Annotated in this window: 15 protein-coding genes; 4 read left to right on the top strand and 11 right to left on the bottom strand. The window is 60.8% G+C overall.

Going from position 1 to position 17483, the window contains the following annotated elements; all coding sequences use genetic code 11:
• The 11 genes from N2A41_RS26220 to N2A41_RS26170 all read right to left on the bottom strand — a co-directional run bounded on the left by N2A41_RS26220 (window position 1) and on the right by N2A41_RS26170 (window position 12599).
• The gene (locus N2A41_RS26220) at window positions 1-1701 is read right to left on the bottom strand and encodes a beta-fructofuranosidase (protein ID WP_017967542.1); all 1701 of its coding nucleotides are present in this window, start codon (window positions 1699-1701) and stop codon (window positions 1-3) included.
• Window positions 1702-1703: 2 nt separating this feature from the next.
• Window positions 1704-2597 (bottom strand): carbohydrate ABC transporter permease, encoded by an 894-nt coding sequence (locus N2A41_RS26215; protein ID WP_260111203.1) that lies wholly within the window; start codon window positions 2595-2597, stop codon window positions 1704-1706.
• A complete protein-coding gene (locus N2A41_RS26210) occupies window positions 2590-3522 on the bottom strand; it encodes a carbohydrate ABC transporter permease (protein WP_017967544.1) in 933 nt (310 codons plus the stop codon). The genes N2A41_RS26215 and N2A41_RS26210 overlap by 8 nt, the downstream gene beginning before the upstream one ends.
• Window positions 3523-3594: 72 nt before the next feature.
• The gene (locus tag N2A41_RS26205) at window positions 3595-4887 is read right to left on the bottom strand and encodes an ABC transporter substrate-binding protein (protein ID WP_017967545.1); all 1293 of its coding nucleotides are present in this window, start codon (window positions 4885-4887) and stop codon (window positions 3595-3597) included.
• Window positions 4888-4931: 44 nt separating this feature from the next.
• Complete coding sequence (locus N2A41_RS26200; protein ID WP_260111202.1) at window positions 4932-5942, bottom strand: LacI family DNA-binding transcriptional regulator; 1011 nt, start codon at window positions 5940-5942, stop codon at window positions 4932-4934.
• Window positions 5943-6124: 182 nt separating this feature from the next.
• Complete coding sequence (locus tag N2A41_RS26195; RefSeq protein ID WP_260111201.1) at window positions 6125-6874, bottom strand: ribonuclease activity regulator RraA; 750 nt, start codon at window positions 6872-6874, stop codon at window positions 6125-6127.
• A 20-nt stretch (window positions 6875-6894) separates the two neighbouring features.
• On the bottom strand, window positions 6895-8058 hold the full coding sequence (locus N2A41_RS26190) for a mandelate racemase/muconate lactonizing enzyme family protein (protein ID WP_260111443.1): 1164 nt from the start codon (window positions 8056-8058) through the stop codon (window positions 6895-6897).
• A gap of 33 nt (window positions 8059-8091) precedes the next feature.
• On the bottom strand, window positions 8092-9189 hold the full coding sequence (locus N2A41_RS26185; protein ID WP_260111200.1) for an ABC transporter ATP-binding protein: 1098 nt from the start codon (window positions 9187-9189) through the stop codon (window positions 8092-8094).
• Between the two features lie 11 nt (window positions 9190-9200).
• A complete protein-coding gene (locus N2A41_RS26180) occupies window positions 9201-10091 on the bottom strand; it encodes a carbohydrate ABC transporter permease (protein WP_260111199.1) in 891 nt (296 codons plus the stop codon).
• On the bottom strand, window positions 10088-11047 hold the full coding sequence (locus tag N2A41_RS26175; RefSeq protein WP_260111198.1) for a carbohydrate ABC transporter permease: 960 nt from the start codon (window positions 11045-11047) through the stop codon (window positions 10088-10090). Before N2A41_RS26175 ends, N2A41_RS26180 begins: the two co-directional genes overlap by 4 nt.
• 73 nt (window positions 11048-11120) lie before the next feature.
• Entirely contained in the window at window positions 11121-12599 is a 1479-nt protein-coding gene (locus N2A41_RS26170; protein WP_260111197.1) for an ABC transporter substrate-binding protein, read from the bottom strand.
• A 207-nt stretch (window positions 12600-12806) separates the two neighbouring features.
• Between N2A41_RS26170 and N2A41_RS26165 the strand changes: the two genes are divergently transcribed.
• The 4 genes from N2A41_RS26165 to N2A41_RS26150 all read left to right on the top strand — a co-directional run bounded on the left by N2A41_RS26165 (window position 12807) and on the right by N2A41_RS26150 (window position 17384).
• The gene (locus N2A41_RS26165; protein WP_260111196.1) at window positions 12807-13517 is read left to right on the top strand and encodes a GntR family transcriptional regulator; all 711 of its coding nucleotides are present in this window, start codon (window positions 12807-12809) and stop codon (window positions 13515-13517) included.
• 53 nt (window positions 13518-13570) lie between these two features.
• A complete protein-coding gene (locus tag N2A41_RS26160; RefSeq protein ID WP_260111195.1) occupies window positions 13571-14737 on the top strand; it encodes a mandelate racemase/muconate lactonizing enzyme family protein in 1167 nt (388 codons plus the stop codon).
• 69 nt (window positions 14738-14806) lie between these two features.
• On the top strand, window positions 14807-16168 hold the full coding sequence (locus tag N2A41_RS26155; protein ID WP_260111194.1) for a mandelate racemase/muconate lactonizing enzyme family protein: 1362 nt from the start codon (window positions 14807-14809) through the stop codon (window positions 16166-16168).
• A 16-nt stretch (window positions 16169-16184) separates the two neighbouring features.
• Window positions 16185-17384, top strand: coding sequence for a mandelate racemase/muconate lactonizing enzyme family protein (locus N2A41_RS26150; RefSeq protein ID WP_260111193.1), 1200 nt, complete (start codon window positions 16185-16187; stop codon window positions 17382-17384).
• Window positions 17385-17483: the final 99 nt, after the last annotated feature.

The following is a 17483-nucleotide window of genomic DNA, read 5'->3' as shown; positions in this document are numbered from 1 at the left end:
TCACAGTTTCAATTGCCAGACGCCGGCCGCGGCGACGGCGCCGGTGAGCGTTGCCGAACGTGCGGCGGCAAAGCCCGGAATGCGTTTGGACCCGGTCCAGCGGCCGTTGTCAGCGAAGACCTCGATGGAGCCGGCATCGAGGAAGATGCGCAGGCTCGACGGTTTCGCCTCGGTGGCGACGTAACGTGGCGGCGTTTTACCGGTGCGAGCGTCGAAGACAATCGCCAGACCATCGGCATCGAGTTTCACGCCTAGATCGACATCCGGATGATCGAAGGTGAGATCGAAGGCGGCGCCCGGCTCGGTGAGATCAAGTACAATCTCGACGGCGCCGGTGCCGAGCGGCACGGTCTTGCCGGCGGCAAGCGCGGTGTCATCAAGCAACCGATGGCGCAGGCTTTCGACGGCTGCGACCGGTGGGGTCAGCACGGTGTCGCCATCGAGAAGCACGCGGCGCGGCAGGGTCATGGTCGTCGGGAAATCATCCTTCTTGGAAAAATCCGACCAGTTGGCGAGCCAGGCGATGCCGACCGGTTCGTCGCCATCAACGAAGGCCTGGAAGGCATAGGCATCCGAACCGAAATCCAACTCCTGCTCGAACTCCGCCGTGAAGGTGCGGCCATCGAAACCGCCGACGGTGACGGAGGTGAGGTTGCGGCGGCCCGTGGCCGGGTCGCGGCTGGTGAGCAGACCGAAGATCAGCGCCCAACGGGTTTCTGGGTTTTTGCCGGAAAGCGGTACCATGCAGGGGCATTCCGCCGCCGTCATGCCGAAACCATCCTCGCGATGGATGATGCCGAGGAAGGTCCAGCCATCGGCGCCTTGCGCGTCTGCGGTTTCATAGAGCAGTACGACGCCGCCCTGCCTGTCACGGCTGCCGAGCAGCATCTTCCAACGGCCGTCCGGGCCTTTGAAGACATAGGGGTCGCGGAAATCGGTGGTGAGGTTCAAGCCTGCCGGGCGCAGCGGCATCACGATTTCCGGCGGGTCGGCGACAATGCCGTCGCGGCTGACGGCGGAAAGCTGGATTTGCTCTTCCGGTTGCCGGTCACGCACATGCTCGGTGTAGAAGACGCGGATTTCCTCGCCTTCCGGGCCGGTACCGGGGATCGCCGAGCCGGAGAAGGCGCCGCCGCGGCCATCGTCCTTTTCCGATAGATGCGCCGCCGGGAAGAGGAACATGGGCAGATGCGTCCAGCGGACGAAATCCTTCGAGACGGCATGGCCCCAGTGCATAGTGTTCCAGCGCGGCTCATGGGGATAATGCTGGTAGAAGAGGTGAACGTTTCCGCCGAACCGTCCAAAACCGTTCGGATCGTTCATCCAGCCGAAGGGCGGGCGGAAGTGGTAGCTGTCGGGCACGTCGGCGGCGGCGGTGCGGGCATCGCTGTGCAGGACGCGGATGCCCTCCTTAATCACGGTTTCCGGCCGGAAGGCATAAGCGACGGAGAGCGCTGTGGTTGTCGCATCATAGGACAGCGTGGCACGACCGCCCTTCGCGAGCGTCACAGCGAAGAACTCAAATTCCCCCGTGCGGCGGGTCGAGGGCTCGCCGATGTCGTTGCCATTAACGGCTACGAAGAGCTTCGCCTCGCCGCCGGCGTGGCGCGCCTTCAGCCACAGATGCAGCACCGTGCCTTCGGGCAGCGCCGCTTCGATGGTTTCAGGTGCTGACGTTTCGGATTTTGCCTGCAGAGACATGATCAACCTTTCACGGCGGAGCCGACGAATGAACTGACGAACCAGCGCTGGAAAGCCAGATAGAGAATGAGGACGGGGATCATCATCAGCACCGAGGCGGCCATGGCGCGGTCCCAGTAGATGCTGTCCTGTCCGAAGAAGGTGGCGATGGCGACCGCAATCGGCCGAGCATAGTCGGTCTGGGTGACCAGCGTCGGCCAGAGATACTGGTTCCAGCTTTCGATGCCCATGAGGATCGAGACCGTGGCGAGCGCCGGCAGGCTGAGCGGCATGTAGATCGACCGGTAGATGCGGAAGGCAGATGCGCCATCCATTTCCGCCGCTTCATAGAGTTCCTTCGGCAGCTGCGCGAAGAACTGGTAGAACAGGAAAACATAGAGCGGGCTTGCCACCCAGGGCAGGATCTGCACCGCGAAGGTATCCGTCAGCCCCGCCCGCGACATCATGACGACGAGCGGCATGATGATGCTTTCCTGCGGAATGACATAGAGCGCGACGACCAGCGCCAGGAGCGTCGCCTTGCCGCGCAGCGAACCCCAGGCCAGAACGAAGCCCGCCATCGAATTGACGATCAGACCCGAGACGACGGTGGCGACGAGGATCACCAGCGAATTGAAGAGATATCGGCCATAGGCCAGCTCGCCGGAGAAATGGGCGATCTCCTTGTAGTTCGACAGCGTCGGGTCGCTGACCCAGAAGGCGCGGAAGCTGCCCATGTCGGCGAGGATGCGGAAGCGGTCGTCCTTCAGGCTGGCGAGCAGCAGCATGAACAGCGGCGAGATCATCACCAGCGCGATGACCAGGATGCAGAGGCTCTGCACGATGCGCAGGCTTCTCTTGCCGTTGCCCCTTGCGATTGCCAGCGGGACGGGCTGGGTCAAAGCGAGATCAGACATCGAAGCGCCTCAGGAGTTTGCGCTGCAGGAGCGCGATCAGAAGAACGATGACGAAGAGGATGACGGAAACGGCCGATGCGTAGCCGAGTTTCTGCTCCTCGAAGCCGGCGCGCACCATGTAGTGGACGACGGTTTCGGTGCTTTCGTTCGGGCCGCCCTGGGTGAGGATCGCCACCTGCGTATAGAGTTTGAAGGCCTGGATGGTCGTGATGACCAGCACGAAGACATGGGTCGGGCGAAGGCCGGGCATGGTGACGTGCCAGAAGCGGCGCAGCGCGCTTGCCCCGTCGATGCGGGCGGCATCGTATAGTTCTTCGGGAATGCCCTGCAGGCCGGCGAGATAGATGATCATCTGAAAGCCATAAGCTTGCCAGGCTGAAAGCAACACGATGGAAAACATCGCCCAGTTGGGGTCGCCGAGCCAGTCGATCGGCTGAATCGTACCGCCGGAAACGAAACCGACGATCTGGTTGAGCGGGCCGCTCGGATACTGGAACAGCGTGCCCCAGATGACGCAGACCACCACCATGGAGGTGATCGCCGGCAGGAAGAACAGGCCACGCAGCAGGTTTTGCATCGGCAGCTTCTGATGCAAGAGTAGCGCGGTCAGGAAGGCGAGGCCGCACTGCAGCGGCAGCACCCAGACGGTGAAGCGCGTGACGTTCCACAGCGAGGTCCAGAACAGCGGATCGGTGAAGACGCGCTCGAAATTCAGGAGGCCGACGAAGCGCACCGGCGTCGGGCGCGGCACGAGCGGCTGGTTGGTCATCGCCGTCCAGAAGGACAAGAGGAACGGCGTGATCAGGAATATCGCCATAAGCAGAAAGGCAGGCGCGATCATCGCCATTTCCTGCCAGAGCCGCTGCTTGTCGCGGCGTTTCGCCGGACGCCGCAAAGCGGGCGTGGAGGTCTGTTGCAAAGTCATTGTTTCCTCCTCATCGGTCATCCTCCCGAGATGGACAGGGCCGGCAGGACGAGCCGGCCCCGTTAAAACCCCTTACTGCTGCTCGTCGAAGGGCGGGTAACCGGCGTTGTCCTCGATATCCTCGTCGATCTTCTTGGCAGCGGCCGTCAGCGCTTCCTGCGCATCACCACTGTTGAAGATCTTGTCGACGGCCTGCATGAAGGCCGAAGTGATCGTCGGATAGGCCGGGTGCGGCGGACGCGCGATCGCGGTCTTGGAAGCCTGCTCAAAGGCGATGGCGAGCGGACCGCCTTCCGCATAGAGCGGCGATGCGGCGGCGAAGCTCTTCAGGCCCGGATAGGCGGACTGGGTCTTGGCGTACTCCCGGTACTCCTTGTCCTTCAGCAGGAAGCTCAGGAACTTGCCGGCGATCGCAGGGTTTTCCGAGGTCGCGGAAATGCCCCAGATCCAGGTTCCGTTCGGGCTCACGCCCTTGTCGCCGATCTTCGGCAGCGGCATGACGACGATATTGTCCTTCATCGCTGCCGATGCCTCCGCGTAGAACCAGTGGCCGCCCATGGCGAGCGCGGCCGGCTGTCCCTCGGCGTAGAACTGGTTGGTGCCCGACGAAGTCGGCACGACCCAGCCCTTCTTCACCCAGTCCTGCATCATCGTCAGCGCCTTGACGCAGGCCTCGCCATCGAGCGTGCCGCTGGCCTTCCAAGTCTTGCGGTCGATCAGGTCGCAGCCGGCGCTTTCGAGCAGGGGGCCGTAGGCATAGGTGATCCACTCGGTCTTGATGCCGTAACCCCGGAAGGTGTCGATCGGCCATTTCACGCCTTCAAGCTTGGAAAGCTTTTCGAGATAGCCTTCGAACTCCTCGCGGGTCCAGGCATCGTCGACCGATTTCGGAATGCGGGCGCCAATGGCTTCAAGATATTTCTTATTGCCGTAGAGCACGACCGAGGAGTCGGTGAGGCCGATCGCATAGAGGTCCTTGTCGATCGGATAGGTGCCCTGGGCAATATTCGAATCCGTCATGTCATCGAGCAGATCCTTGTCAATGAGCGGCTTGACGGCCTGCAGATAGCCGGACCAGACATAATTGGCGAGGAACGGAGCATCGAGCTCCATGATATCGGGCAGCTGCTTGGCCATGACGGCGGCGCTGAATTTTTCGTTATAGGCATCGTGCGGCGCGTAGATCATCTCGATGTCGACATCGGGATTGGCGGCCTCGAAGCGGGCGGCAACATCGCCATAGGCCTTCACCCAGCCGGGATCGCCCTGGTGCATGACGTGGATGACGGTCTTCGCCTCGGCGAAACCGGCGGTCGCGGCCAGCGCGGCGGACGCCAGGAATGCGTAAAGTAAACGATTACCCATTGAAGTGCTCATTGATATTCTCCTCCTGTTAGACACTCGATGTTTCAGACGGATGCCCGTTCGACCAGATGGAACGGCAATTTCCGCAGATGCGGCGGTTGGGGCTGCTCGGCCAGGAGGATCTCCATGGCAAGGCGGCCCATGGCGCGGTGCGGCAGGGCCATCGTCGTCAACGGCGGGTCCAGCCGCGAGGCAAGCTCGACCTGGTTGTCGAAGCTTGCCACCGCGATATCATCCGGAATGCGAAGGCCGGCGCGGGCAAGCGCCGCATAGACTTCCATCGCCACGCGGTCATTGCCGCACAGGATGGCGTCCGGCCGTTGACCGGATTTCAGAAGCGCCTCCACATGAGAGGCAACAAGGCTTGGGGCGCGGTCGCTGTAGACGCTGCGGCGCACCGCCGGCAACACGCCGACGGGGTCGATGCCCCCCTCCTCAAGCGCCGCACGAAACCCGATCTCGCGTAGCGTGCCGGCGAGAATGCCCGGCAGGTTGATGAAGGCGATGCGCCGGCGGCCGGCAACGAGCAGATAACGCACGATCTCCCGCGCGCCGCCCTCTTCGTCCGGCACCAGCGCGGTGACGCGGCCGGCAGCCTCGCGGCAGTTGATCATCACGCCGACGGCGCCCGCCAACCTCTCCGGCAGGGCGACATGCTTGTGGTACATGGCGGCATAAGCAACGGCGCGCGGCCGGAACTGCTGCACCTCGTCGAGCACCGAGCCGATAGACTGGCCGCTTCTGTGGTTGACCGCAAAGACCGCCATGCCGGCGCTGCGGGCCGCCCCGTCGAGGCCACGCACGATCTCGGTGGCGAAGGGCGAAGTGATGAGGCCGTCGGAGACGACGCCGACCAGCGGCAGCCAGCCCTGGCGCACGCCACGCGCCGCAAGGTTGGTGACGTAGCCGAATTCTTCCGCAATGGCCTTGATCTTCTGGCGCGTGTCGTCCGACATGCGGGCGGAGCCGCCGTGCAAGGCGCCGGAAACCGTCTTTACCGAGACGCCCGCACGTTGCGCGATGTCAGAAAGTGATACCGCCACGATCTTCACCATCCTCCTTGGGTTATCGATTACCCAATAGTGGCAGCAGACGCGTTTTGTCAAGCGGATTTTAGACGCACTGCACATGCCAATCAGGTTGCCGCTGGCATTTGATGGAGACCGCCAGCTACGCCTTTCTCAACTGTGCGCAAGTTGGCGCGGCAGGTCGCCGCCCGCCTAGGGTAATCGACAGGCTAGCTTCGGCTCCCCAAGTGGTTTGTTTTGCGCCACTCGTCGTACTCTCCGCGGGCATCGTCATGCAGCGGATAGTAGCGCTGCAACGACCCGCCCTCCATAAGCTTCACTCGCGAGAACTCCTCCCAATCGTGATGCTTTTGCGACTCTTCGATGACCTTCGAGGCCATTGCGACTGGAAGCACCACCACCCCGTCGTCGTCGGCGACGATGATATCGCCGGGGATGACCGTGACACCGCCGCAGGCAATCGGAACGTTGACGGCGTTCGGATAGATGCTGGTCTGCACATGGTAGTTGGGAGTCCAGCCACGCAGCCATAGGGGCAGATCCAGCTTCTCGACATTGGGCCGATCGCGCATGCACCCGTCGATTACGATGCCAGCGCCACCTCTGCCTTTGAAATAGGTCGACATCATATCGCCAAAGACGCCCGAGCTCATGTCGCCGCGCGCGTCAACCACGACCACATCGCCCTCCTGCGCGTGATAGAGCACGTGCCGGTGCAACTGCGTCTCCGGATCGGCATATTCTCCCTCGGTGAAGAGGTCCGGCCGCTGTGGCATGAACTGGAGCGTCAGCGCCGGCCCGACGATCGACTTCCCGCGGTTCTGCGGCACGGGACCGACCATGTGCGGATTGCGGAAGCCCATGTGGCCAAGCGTGCCGGCAACCGTCGCGGCGCCAATTTCCTTCAGCGCGTCGATCATATCTTTGGACGGCCGCGTAATGTCGGGAGTATTCGTCATTTTAGACTCCGTTGGATGAACTACCAGTTCGTAACAGAACCGTCGCGGCGCTTCAGGTGAGGCGCTTCCCAGAACCGAAAGCTCTCCGCCTTGACCGCCTCTTCGTTGACCTCGACGCCGAGCCCCGGCAGATCGTTGACCGGATAGTCGGGGCCGTCGAGCCGTGGTTGCACGGGGAAGAAGTCGGAATTATCAAAGCCCAGCTTTGCTTCGGGCGCCCTGGTCTCGAGCCAAGCGAAATTCGGTACCGCGGCGGCGAGATGGATGGTCGCGGCTGTGCAGACGGGGCCAAGGGGATTATGCGGCATCAGGTCCACATAGTGCGCCTCGCTCCAGCCAGCCACCTTCATCGCTTCGGTTAGCCCGCCAACATTGCAAACATCGAGCCGGTTGAACTGATGGATGCCGCGCTCGATGTAGGGCAGGAACTGCCACTTGCTGGCAAATTCCTCGCCGATGGCGAACGGGATGTCGGTCATCGTGCGCAGGGATTCGTAGGCCTCCGGTGTCTCGTCTCGTATCGGCTCCTCGAGGAAATCAAGCACGCCACGGCCGAGCTTGTTGCAGAAGCTCGCCGCCTCTGCGACCGACAGCCGATGGTGATAGTCGATGCCGAGGACGACGTCGTCGCCCAGCGCCTCGCGCGCCTTGTTCAGCATGCTTGCGGTAGCGCCGATCGATTCGCGCGGCTCAAAAATGTCCTTGCTGTTTTGCCCGATGGGAAAGAAGCGGATCGCTTGCCATCCTTGTGCGCGTAGTTCGCGGGCTCGTTCGATGGCAACATCGCCTTCGGCCTCGTCACCGGTCGAGGCGAAGGTAGGAATGCGGTCGCGCTGCTTGCCGCCCAGCAGGTCGTAGGCCGGCACCCCCAGCGCCTTGCCCTTGATGTCATGAAGGGCAATGTCGATAGCGGAAATCGCCGCCTGCAGAACGCGCCCGCCTTCGAAGTATTGGCTGCGATAAACTTCTTGCCAGATCCGACCAATCTGCATCGGGTCGCGGCCGATGAGAAATTCGCGATAGTGCTCGATCGCGCCGACCACGGCCTTCTCGCGACCGCTCAAGCCGCTCTCTCCCCATCCGAAGATGCCGTTGTCGGTCTCGACCTTGACCAGCATCTGGTTGCGGGTTCCTACCCATACCGGATAGGGCGTGATCGCGGTGATTTTAAGCTTCGTAGTCATCCACACCCTCGTTCCAGACACATCGGCTCTGTCTCAGTTGGCCTTGAGAGCCATTTCTGTTTCGCCGTCGAACAGATGCATCCGCTCCTGGTCGAACTCGAGCCAAATCGGCTCGTCGGGCGCAACGGCAATGGTCGGCGGCACGCTGACATTGACGATGGCGCCAGACAGGAACGCCTGTACGAAGGTGACGTCTCCGGTCGGCTCGACCGTGTAGGCCTTGGCAGGAAGGCTTCCTGGCACCGCACTCTTGTGCAGCTTGATCGTCGAGTGACGTGCGCCGAGCACGACTTTCCTGGTGGTTGCCCTCGCGACCTTCTGGGCATTGTGTGGCGAGAGCTCGAGGCGCCAGCCCTCCGCGCTGGTCAACACCGTATTGCCGCTTGCCGTTGATGCCTCCAGCGGGACAAGGCTCATCGCCGGGCTGCCGACGAAGCTGGCGACGAACATGTTCACCGGATGGGCAAAGACCTGCGCCGGTGAATCGTATTGCTGCAGGTAGCCGCCGTTCATCACCGCCATCCTGTCGGCCATGGTGACGGCTTCGAGCTGGTCGTGTGTCACGTAGATGATCGTTGCCTTGAGGTCCTGGTGGAAACGCTTGATCTCCGAGCGCATCTGCACGCGCAGCTTCGCGTCGAGATTGGAGAGTGGTTCATCCATCAGGAAAACCGCCGGATCGCGAACGAGGGCACGGCCGAGCGCCACGCGCTGCTGTTGCCCTCCCGAAAGTTCGCGCGGCTTGCGCTCGAGCAGCTGCGTCATGTCGAGCACGCGCGCTGCTTCCTTGACCTTCTTGTCGATCTCGTCACTTGGCAGTTTGCGCATCTGCAACGGGAACGCCAGATTTTTATAGACAGATTTTTGCGGATAGAGTGCGTAGTTCTGGAACACCATTGCGATGTCCCGGTCCTTGGGGTCGAGGTCGTTGACCATCCGGTCGCCAATGACGATGTCGCCCGATGTGATGGGGATCAGCCCCGCTACAAGATTGAGCGTGGTCGTCTTGCCGCAGCCTGAAGGGCCGACGAGCGCAACGAATTCGCCGTCATTGACCGTCAGCGAAACACTGTTGACAGCTTTGAAGCTGCCATAGGTCTTGACCAGATCTTTGAGGACCACGTGGGCCACCGGCAACTCCTCTAGTGCTTGACTGCGCCTTCCGTGAGGGCGCGGACGAAGTATCGTTGCAGGACGAGGAACAGGACCACGACAGGCACGCTCATCATAAAGCTGGCCGCCATCAGGCCCGGAAAGTCCGTCGTATTTTCCGAGAAGAAACGCTGGATGCCGACCGGCAGCGTCAACTGCTCGTTCTTGGAGAGGAATGTGTAGGCGTAGATGTACTCGTTCCACGCGCCGATGAAGGCATAGATCGCCGTGGCGATGATTCCTGGCGCCGAGAGCGGCATCACGATCAGAACAAAGGCCTGGAACCGCGTCGCTCCGTCGATGCGCGCCGCCTGCTCTAGCTGCACCGGGATGTTGTCGTAGAAGCCCTTGAGGAGCCAGATTGCCAGCGGCAGGCCGAATGTGAGGTAGGTGAGGATGAGCGATGCATGGGTGTTCACCAGCCCGATCGCGCGCATCAGGATGAAGAGCGGCACGAGAAAGATCACGGCCGGGAACATGTTGCGAAGCAAGACGGCGAAGAACAGAAAGTTTCGGCCCGGGAAGGTGAAGCGCGAAAACGCGTAGGCCGCAGGAACTGCCACGATGACCGAAAGGATGGTCGTGGCGGTGGAGACGAAAAGGCTGTTCCCGAAGAAGCGGAGGAAGTCCTGGCCGACGCTGTTTTGCGGATCGAGCAGCTTCTGGTAGCTGGCAAGAGTGGGTTGGTCAGGCCACCATTGCGGCGGGAATTGCATGGCCGCGAAGCCGGACTTGATCGAGGTGATCAGCATCCAGATCATCGGCAACGCGGTGTAAAGCAGCATGAACACGAGGAAGATGCGTCCGCCCCACCGCCATCCGTCGATGCGCATACGGCGACTGGCCTTGCCTCGAGAAACAGTCTCGGCAATCGTGCTCATGCGCTGCCATCCTTCCGCTCGTTGCCGCCTAGCGCACGGACGTAGAAGTAGCCGAGCGACATCAGGATCAGGAACAGCAGCACCGAATAGGCGGATGCCACCCCCCAGCGCTGGCGGCCGAAGGCGAGCTCATAAATGTGAGTGATCCAGATATGCGATGCGTTCGACGGCCCGCCGCCGGTCATGATCCAAGGGATGATGAATGAATTGAAGTTCGCCACTGCCAGCAGAAGGATCGTCACCGTCGAGACATTTCTCAAGTGCGGGAAGGTGACGTGCCAGAACCGCTGCCATGCGTTGGCTCCGTCGACTTTTGCGGCGCGCAGCAACTGGTCCGGGACTGTCTGCAGGCCAGCCATCATCATGATCATGGCAAACGGAAACTCCCGCCAGATATTGACGACGATCAGCGAGGGCAGCACTGTGCTGACACTGTCGATGAAATTCGGCGGCCTGTCGGCCAATCCGAGGCCGACCAGCACCGCGCCGATGATCCCGAAGTCCGAATGGTAGATCCACTTCCAGATATAGGACGCGGCGACCGCGCTGATGACCCAGGGAATGATCAGGACGGCGCGCAGGATGCCACGGCCGATAAAGTCTCGATGGAGCGCCAGCGCGCTGGCAAACCCCAGGACAAATGAGATGAAAGTCGATCCCAGCGTCCAGATAAGAGTGTTCGAGGTCACCTTCCAGAACACCGGACTTGTGAGGATGGCGGTGTAGTTGCCGAGGCCGATGAAAGTCTTGTCCCGGAGCTGCAGGCCCGGCGGCGTATTGAAGAACGACAGCTCGATCGTATAATAGATCGGATAGGCTATGACGACGAGCATCACGGCGATCGCAGGAAGCACGTACGCGTAGTCAGCGCGATGCTCCCAAATCTTTCGCAGCACACTGGACCCGTCGGGTTGCAGTCTTCGGCGAGCCTCGGCCTTGCCAGTCAAGATCGTCACTGTGCCCTGCCCTTGTTCTTGGGAACAAACCGGCTGCAATCGAGGCGCAGCCGGTCAGATCGTCAGGCTTGGACTAGAGTCCGCCGTCCATCAGGTCTTTCACCTTCTTGGCAGCGTCGTCCGCTGCTTGGTCGACGGTCATGGCTCCGGTCAGGGCATTCTGCAGCATGTCCGGGATGATGATGTTCATGATCTCGGGGGACTGTGGTAGCGCAGGGAACGGGATACCGTATGGCAGCATCGAAGTCGTGACATCAAGGAACTTGATGTTGTCCAGACGTTCCTTCATCCATTTGGTCTTGAAGCCGTTAAGGTTTCCCGGGTTCGAGCCGGCATAGGCCATCTTCAGCGACCATTCAGGGCTCGTCCACATGCAGATGATAGCCTTTGCGGCCGGCTCGTCTACCTTGCCGCCCTCGACATATTCGGGCTTCAGGATGTGAATGTTGGAGCCGCCAAACACGACGGCACGCTTGCCGTCGGGGCCGGTCGGGATCAGACCGTAGCGCATGTTGTCGATGACGGTCTGCGCCTTGTCCTTGTCGGTACCCGTCGCCTTCTTCTGCAGGTCGAGCATGACGTTGTAGTCGGACGGGTGCGAGATCATCATGCCGAGCTGACCAGCGAGGAAGAGGGGCTGGTTGTCGGCCTGCTGGTTGGTGAGCGCCGAAACCGGAACCGACTTGTCGCGAACATACATATCGTAGGAAGCTTGTAATGCCGCCTTGCTCTGCGGGCTATTGAGCTCGACCTGCTTATAGGTCGGGTTGGCGGTCGCTTCGTCGAAGACGCCGCCGCCATAGGCCCACAGCTGCGGCATGAAGCGGTACGGCGTATTGCCGGCATTCTTGCGAGCCACGAGGCCGTAACCGGCAATGCCGAGCTTGTTGTGGATCTGCTGGGAATCCTTGACGACGTCGTCCCAGGTTGCCGGAGCCTTGTCCGGATCGAGGCCTGCACGTTTGAAGATGTCGGCGTTCCAGATGAACGCCATCGTCTCATTGTTGGTGGGAATGCCGTAGGTCACCCCCTCCCAGGTTACAGCCTTCATTGCGCCGGGCCAGAAATCCTCGGTCGAATACCCTACATCCTCGGGTTTGAGCGGCTGCAAATAGCCCTTTGAGGCGAACTCGGTGCCGCCCAGGATTTGCAGGCGGACCGCCATGGGCGCTGCATTGCCAAGAAGCGCGGTCCGGAACTTGTCCAGCAGGTCGTTATAGGTGAGGGCTTGTTCCTCAAGCTGGATGTTTGGATAGGTTTTGCGGAAGGTCTCGAAGAAGTCCTTGTAATACTGGCGCAGGAGGTCGGGGTCGCCCTCGAAGACGCCCTGATACCAGAACGTCAGTCGCCCCTTGTAGTCGAGGGGCGTGACCTTGGCGCAATCGGCCGCCGTGTCAAAATCCTCTGTGCCGGCAATGGAGCGCACATATTGCGGCGACCACTTGCTCAAGTCGACCGGCGCACCCAGCGCCGATGCGGACATCAACGATACCATCAAAGCAGTGGAAACAGCGCCGCGCAGGACGGCACCGCCGAGTGAAATCCTCGTCATAAGATATCCTCCAGGTTCTCCCATGCCGCTCTGCTTCGAGGCGAGCGGTCTTTGATCCCCGGCCGCGGGACTTTCCATTCAATGTATCCCTTCGACCTAATCATACGTTTTCAGATTGAAGATTATCTGTCAATCAAAGAAATCGTACATTGTTTACAGAAGCCTTGCGTGATATCCGAGCAATATGTGTATTGATTGGGGACCGTCTTGGCCGGAACAAGCGATTTTAAAGCAAAGCCACCCGAAGGGATCGACGCAATCGGGGCCTCCAGCGAGGGCGCCTCGCTTTATCAACTGATCAGGGATGACATCATCGAAGGGCGGCTCGCTGCCAATGAGCGGCTTGTGGTCACCGATCTCGCCCGGCGCCACGGCACCTCAACCAACCCGGTGCGCGAGGCTCTGCAACTGTTGCGCGGAGAAGGCTTTGTCACCCTCGTTCCCAACCGCGGAGCACGCGTGCGGCCCATAGATCAGGATTTTGTTCGGGACATCTATGAGATCGGAGTCTTGATCGAGCCGGCACTGACGCGATGGTTCGTGAATATGGCCACCGTCGAGGACATTGCCGAACTCGAACGCATCCAAGGCCTGATTGAAGACAACAACTTCGCGGACACCTTCAGGCACAGTGAGCTGGACACCGCCTTTCACACCGTAATGTACCAAAAGCACTACAACCGCCATGCCGCCGAGCTTTGGTGGAAGCATCGCGAAGTGCTTCGAGCCGTGAGCCGGCGTTTCAACTTCACGCTCGCCCGGCGTGCCGCGATCCTTAACGAGCATCGCGAGCTCATCGCGCATGTAAAAGCGGGAAATGCGAACGAGGCAGCTGAACTCATTGCACGCCATGTTGAGGGCTCCGGCCGGCACATCCTCGAACACATGCGCGCGCGCAACGCCGCTCGGGCAGGATAGAATACATAGCCTGGAATATCGTTATCCCGACCATTTCAATAAAGGCAGTTGAGATGAAAATCACCAGCGTTCGGCCGTGGCTAATCAGATCCGATGCTTCTTATTGGGGAGAGTTTCTGTTCGTCGAAGTGACGACCGACGACGGGGTGAGCGGCTGGGGAGAGATCACCACCACGACGAGGCTCGCCAATCGCGCCCTCTGCACGATCCTGCGGCAGATCGGTGCCGCTTTGACAGGCGAGGACCCGGCGCGTATCGAGTATCTGTGGCACAAGATATTCCGCAGCTTCACCTACATGGGCAGTCGCGGCGCCGCAGTCGAATGTGTAAGCGCCATTGACATAGCTCTCTGGGACATTCGGGGCAAAGTCTTGGGCAAGCCAATTTACGAGCTGTTGGGCGGACCGGTCCGCGATGAAATTGCGCTCTACACCCATCCCAATCAGGCGAAATTTACCAGCAATGAGGCTGTTGTCCGCGAAATTCGAGACATCGTCGAGTCCGGCCACACGGCGCTCAAGTTCGATCCTTTCCCCTACCAAGGCCGCACCGCCGATGGACTGCCTCGCGAACAGCGGGACGGCTACCTCGATGGCAGCATGACCCGCAAGGATGAGCGCGAAGCCGCCGAACTCACGGCTCTGATCCGCGAAACCGTGGGCCCTGATGTCGACATCCTCATCGATGCGCATGGCCGCTTCGACGTTCCCACCGCAATTCGCCTCTGTCGGAGCCTCGAGGAAGCCGGTCAGATCAACTGGTTCGAGGAGCCTTGTCCACCGGAGAGCCTCAACGCTCTCAAACAGGTGCGTGAAAAGGTCAGCGCCGCTATCTCATGGGGCGAGCGCGGCCACACGAAGTGGGATTTCGTGCCGGTGCTCGAAAACAGGCTCGCTGATTACATCATGCCTGATGTCACCTGGACCGGCGGCATTACCGAACTCAAGAAAATTTCTGCCCTATGCGAAGCTTACTACATTCCCGTCTCGCCACATGACGCCGCTGGACCGATCAACGTGGTTGCGGGAGCGCAGGTGATGATGACCGTTCCCAACTTCTACAAACTCGAAACGTCGGAGTGGAACCTGGGCAAATACGATCACCTCATCGACAGACCACTCGATGTTTCGAACGGCAGCCTCAAGCTTACGCCCAAGCCTGGTCTCGGCGTTGAAATGAACCGCGACTACCTTCAAAGCCACGAGATAGAGCTGGACTAGCTAGCAACGCTCTACGCCGCCGCAGCCGTGCGCGGCGACGAGCCCCGCCGACCAGAACGAGGATAAATCATGCCAGAGGCAGATGGAGCCGACGAGGCGCTCAATCGGGTGAATACGCATTCCAAGCCGTCCGACCTTCGCATCACCGACATGCGGGTCGCCGAAATTGTCGGCGCGCCGTTCACCTCGGTGCTGCTCAAGATTTACACCAATCAGGGCATCGTCGGGCTTGGCGAGGTGCGCGACGGCGCCAGCGCCACCTACGCGCTGATGCTGAAGAGCCGGTTGCTTGGCGAGAACCCTTGCAACATCGACCGCCTGTTTCGCCGGATCAAGCAGTTCGGCGGGCACGGCCGGCAAGGCGGCGGCGTATCGGCAGTTGAAATCGCGTTGTGGGATCTTGCCGGCAAGGCCTATGGCGTTCCCATCTACCAGATGCTCGGCGGCCGGTTTCGGGAGAAAGTGCGCGTCTACTGCGATACTGATGCCACCGTGCCGAGCGGTACCGAGACCGGCAGGCGCCTCAAGCAGCGCATGGAGCTCGGATTCACCTTCCTCAAGATGGATCTGGGGCTGATGCAGATCGCGGACGTGCCCGGTGCGGTCGTGTTTCCTGCCGGCTCACTAGAAGGATACCGAAACGGTCCCAGTCGCGGGCCGCTGAAGACTATTGAAGAGCGGCGTGCCCGCAACGCTGTGTACGATCTGCATAACGTCCCGCACCCGTTTACCGGCCTCCACTTTTCCGACAAGGGTCTCGACTTCCTTGAACAATACATCGCCGAGGTTCGTGACGTCGTCGGCATGGATATTCCGCTCGCCATCGACCACATCGGCCACATCTCAGTTCAGAACGGCATTCGCCTTGCCAGGCGAATTGAAAAATACGTGCCGGCCTGGCTCGAGGATGTGATCCCATGGCAGTACACCGAGCAGTACCGACAACTGCAGGACGCCACAACGGTGCCGATCTGCACCGGCGAGGACATATACCTCAAGGAGGGCTTCGAGCCTCTGCTGAAGAGCGGTGGCCTCTCCATTATCCACCCGGACCTGCTCACCAGCGGCGGCATTCTCGAAACCAAAAAGATCGGCGATATGGCGCAGGACCATGGTGTCGCCATGGCCATCCACATGGCAGAAAGTCCAATCGCCGCCATGGCCGCGGCCCATGTCGCGACCGCGACTGAAAACTTCATGGCGCTCGAATACCACTCTGTCGATGTCGACTGGTGGGACGATATCGTCACCGGCCTTCCCAAGCCGTTGGTGAAGAACGGCTTTATCACTGTTCCGGACAAGCCGGGCCTGGGGATTGACGACGTCGTCGACGAGGTGATCTCGCAGCATCTGCAGCCGGGCGTCACCGGCATTTGGCAGCCTACGGATCGCTGGGACGATGAGTATTCCTGGGATCGCACCTGGAGCTGAGGCAGAAGAACCGAAGATGAAGATCACCGACCTCCGCTGTGCCGTTATCGGCCAACATCCGATCGTCCGCATCGTGACGGACGAGGGCCTCCATGGCCTGGGTGAAGTCGAATTCACCAAGTCCTACCTCAAGCCCTTTGTGCTGCATTTCCGCGAGGCGCTGATCGGCGAGGACCCGACCGACGTCGAGAGAGTGATGCTGAAGATCCGTCAACGCGGCTCTTTCAAGCCGTACGGCGCGGCGGTAAGCGCTATCGAGCATGCGCTGTGGGATATTGCCGGCAAGGCCGCGGGCGTGCCCGTCTATAAACTGCTCGGCGGCAAGGTGCGCGACAAGGTGCGCGTCTACAACGGCTCGATCCGCCAGAAACGCACGGGCGACCGGCCAGAGGATTACGCCGCCGACGTCAAATGGATGATGGAGCAGCCGCAGAACTTCTTCATGGTCAAGCAAGGAATCTCGTTTCACTCCAACATGAAGGACACCATCGAGGACTTCCACTACGGCCTGACGCAGAAGAAGGCCGGCTATCACGGTGCCATGGATCAGGGCGTGATCAGCGAGCGCGGTTTCAATCACATGCTCGACTGCGTGATCGCGATGAAGGAAGTGCTGGGCGACAAAGTCAGCCTGGCGCTCGACTGCGGCCCGGGCTGGATGCTGCCCGATGCGATCAGGTTCGCTCGCGCGGTCGAGAAGTACAATTTGATGTGGCTCGAGGACATGCTGACTGGCGACTATGTGCCGTGGGTCAATCCGCAAGCCTATCGGGAACTGACAACCTCCACCTCGACGCCAATCCACACCGGTGAGCAGATCTATCTGCGACACAATTTCAAGGAACTGATCGAGACGCAGGCGGTGCGCGTCATCGGCCCCGATCCAGCCGATATTGGCGGCATTGCCGAACTCAAATGGGTCGCCGAGCACGCCTACATGCACTCGATCCTGATGGCACCGCACGGCACCGCCAACGGCCTGCTGGGGCTCGGCGCGTTGATCAATGTCTGCGCCACTTTGCCGGCAAATTACATCGCGTTCGAATATCCGAGCGCCACCGACCCCTGGTGGGAGGATCTGGTCGTCGGCTTGCCGCCGCAGATCGTGAAGGACAGCATGGTGGACCTGCTGGACGCGCCCGGGCTGGGCCTCGATATCGACGCCGAAGCGGCCAGGAGATATCTCAGGGAAGAGGATGCGGGCTTCTTCGACTGAACCTCCCTCCACCTGCATGACGTGAATCGTCTACGAAAATAACTGGAATGACACGCTTCGCGTCATGCAGCGCTCAGAGCCCTCTTCTCGTCTGAGTTT

The sequence above is a fragment of the Rhizobium sp. SRDI969 genome, from assembly GCF_025152725.1.
Lineage (GTDB): Bacteria > Pseudomonadota > Alphaproteobacteria > Rhizobiales > Rhizobiaceae > Rhizobium > Rhizobium leguminosarum_I.
This window is presented reverse-complemented; position numbering and strand designations above follow the sequence as displayed.